Here is a 2,953-nt window from a genome sequence, read left to right as displayed (position 1 = left end):
CTCCATTCTCCTTCGCAAAAGAGAGTGACGACCTCAGATGATCACGCCTTGGCCAAGACTATACGCATTCGTAATTTCGCGAGCAAAAGGCGATATGACAGCGCCACCCATCTTACGAGAAAATATGCGCCCGCCGAGATGGCGGACGCGAAGGGAAAGCCAGAAATTCTTGTCAGACGCCGTCAGTCGAAGCGATAGGACATTTTGGCCCAGACAGTATGAAAATCTGTCCGATCGTTTGTGTTCGCGGTAAAATCGACCTGTTGCGCACCGTTGGTAGCCTTTGCCGACCAGTCGTTATTGCCGAGGTCCGCATAGAGATATTCAAGACCCACCGACAGATTGCGCGAGACGAGATAGTCGATACCGCCGCCGACCGCGTAGCCGGTGTCGGTCTTGTCGGTTTTCTCGGAAAAGTTGTAGCCCGTGAACGGCCCAGACGTCGTCGTGGGAAAGCTCGTGCTCTGGCTGCGTTTGGCATAGGCAAGACCGCCGGTGCCGTAAACGAGGAACCGATCGTAGGCGTAGCCGAGACGACCCCGCACGGTACCCATGTAGTCGATCTTGTCCTTGACCGGGAAGCTGACGCCGCCGACCGAGAAGCTGCGCTCGGACGAGCCGCTCATCTTGTTGATGTCCGCGACCGCACCGATGACGACATTACCGATCTGATAGTCGTAGCCGATATGACCGCCGCCGATGAAGCTCGACTTGTTGCCCGACGGTGTGGTGGCGAAGGCGCCGGGATAGCCGGGCCGAGAGTTATAGACCGTGTCGGCGCCGTCGAAGCCGAAGGCACCGCCGGCCTGTCCGCCGATATAGAGGCCCGACCATGTATTGATCGGTGCCATGATCTCGATCGGCGCCGGTGCCGGCGGCTCGGGAACGATCAGATCCGCGGCGGCGGCTGGCCTAACAAAGGGCGCCGACAGGGCGGCAAGCAGGAACCATCTCATATAGTCTCTCCAGGAAAGTTGGCGCATTCGGCGTCGAATGCCGGGTCCTCCGAACGCTTTAAACAGAGGACCCGGCCTGAGATGATCCCTCCGGGAACGGCGATGGACGCGGTTGCCATCGCGCGATGCCCGAGGTCCTGGATCGCAAAAGTCCGCTATCCGATCCCCATCTCGGCGTCCGGTTTAAGCTCCCTTCATGGGGGCCAGATTACCGGCACTATACGGTTTGCGAAAAACCGGCGGCGACGTCAGCGGGCGCGATCTGCCACCGGACGGGTGTTCAGCGCGGCCGGCGGGAGCACACCCTCGCTGGCGACCATGTGCCGATCGAGCGCGAATGGCGCATCGAAGAGCTGACGGCCGGGGAGGCTCTCGCCTTGTCTCAGAGCGATAGCGACGAGCATACCCGTGGGGTGGTCGCCGAGCCATCGCTCCACCTGGGCGCTTTCGATCACGTCGAGCGGACGCCGTAGGCGGCCGAGAAAACCGAGCTCGCCCTGATAGTCCCCGACGAAGGCAACAGGACCCGTGCGCGCCGCGACCAGTCTCGCGAGCGGAGCGAGGTCATAATTGGGAAAGATCGACAAAGCGGCGCCGGCCTGGCCGAGGACCGTCAGGCCAAGGATGATGGCCGCGCCGATCCTGATCAGCTTCACACGGATGGCGCACATCACATAGGCGCTGGCCAGGACCGCGGCCGGCAGCAACGGGACGAGGTAGTGCGGCTGCTTGCCGGCGATCAGGCTGAAGCTGGCGACGACCGGCACGAACCAAAGGGCCAGCAAGCGCAGCGCGGGCGCAGACCTCCAGACATCGCGGAGCGCGGCCACCGGGCGTTTCATCGCCCCTTTGTAAACGGCCCAGACATAAGGCGAAAAGATCCACGGCATGGCAAAGACCGGCAACAGCGGCAGGTAGAACCAGAAGGGCCGTGCATGGCTCGACGACAACGAGCCGGAAATGCGACCCGCCGTCTGATCCCAGATCAGCGATCGGGCGAACTCGCCATTGGTTTCGACCAGCGCGGGCACGATCCAGGCGGCGACCGGCAACAGCGAGACCAGGACGGCGAGACCAGCGCTTTGCCAAAAGGCCCTCGGCGACAGCGCCTGACGCTCGGTCCGCCAGAGCGGATAGGTCGCGATCGGCCAGAACAAGAAGAGATAGACCACCGGTCCCTTGGATAAAACGCCCAGGCCGATGGCGACACCCGCGATGGCGATCCAGCGCCATGATGGCGAGCGGGCATGGACCAGAAGCGCGATCAGCGCGCCGAGAATACAGGCGGTGAGCAGGAGGTCGAACAGGATCAACCCACCATAGATGACGAAGACGGCGTTGCCGAGCGTCGCCCAGCCGACGCGGTCGAGGAGCGTCGCATCGCCGGGAAACAGCTCGTCCGCCAGGCGGCGCGTCAGGACCATGACGGTGGCGGAGATGGCAAAGACCGCAGCGAGCGCGGCGACGCGCGATACGCCGAAGATCGCCCATGACAGATCGATCAGCCAGAACAGCAGCGGCGGCTTGTGGTGATAGGCGGCGAAATTGAAGGTGGGAACGACGAAATCCCGATTGACCAGCATCTCCCAGGCGACGGTGAGATAGCGCGTCTCGTCCGGCGGCAGCACCGGCCGCAGGGCGGCCGAAACAAGAATGAACAGCCCGAGCGCGAGAACCGGCGGGACGAGGGTTGGAATGCTGCGGGACATGAAGGACATCGCCAGACGTGCGGACGGGTTGCTGAAGATCCGGCTATTTGAGCGACGGAATCGGTTATGCGCCTGGTTCCGAGATAGTGGGGGCGGGACGATTTTTGCCGGCTCCCGCCTTGTGCCCGTCGTCGCGAATTGCCGCCCTATTCGACCGGTTCGACCACCGACGGCGACTTCATCATCGGCACCATGCGCCGCAGCGCGTCCGACCGGAACACGAAATGCTGGGCCAGCGCACCGGCGATATGCACGCCGATCAGGACGAGCAGCGGCGTCCAGAGGACG

General features: G+C 63.1%; 2 protein-coding genes. Both read right to left on the bottom strand.

Annotated elements, in window-relative coordinates:
* Positions 1-182 precede the first annotated feature (182 nt).
* Entirely contained in the window at positions 183-956 is a 774-nt protein-coding gene (locus tag ING15_RS19175; RefSeq protein WP_206456445.1) for an outer membrane protein, read from the bottom strand.
* Positions 957-1,204: 248 nt separating this feature from the next.
* Complete coding sequence (locus ING15_RS19170) at positions 1,205-2,665, bottom strand: ArnT family glycosyltransferase (RefSeq protein ID WP_206456444.1); 1,461 nt, start codon at positions 2,663-2,665, stop codon at positions 1,205-1,207.
* Between the last annotated feature and the right edge of the window lie 288 nt (positions 2,666-2,953).

Origin of the sequence: Aurantimonas marina, from assembly GCF_017183135.1 — a bacterium.
GTDB classification, from domain to species: Bacteria; Pseudomonadota; Alphaproteobacteria; order Rhizobiales; family Rhizobiaceae; genus Aurantimonas; species Aurantimonas marina.
Note: the sequence above shows the minus strand (reverse complement) of the source record. Positions and strands in the feature narration are given on the sequence as shown.

Excerpts from the sequence above, each read along its gene's own strand:
- ING15_RS19175 (WP_206456445.1), bottom strand. The coding sequence starts at position 956 with ATGAGATGGTTCCTGCTTGCCGCCCTGTCGGCGCCCTTTGTTAGGCCA.
- ING15_RS19170 (WP_206456444.1), bottom strand. The coding sequence starts at position 2,665 with ATGTCCCGCAGCATTCCAACCCTCGTCCCGCCGGTTCTCGCGCTCGGG.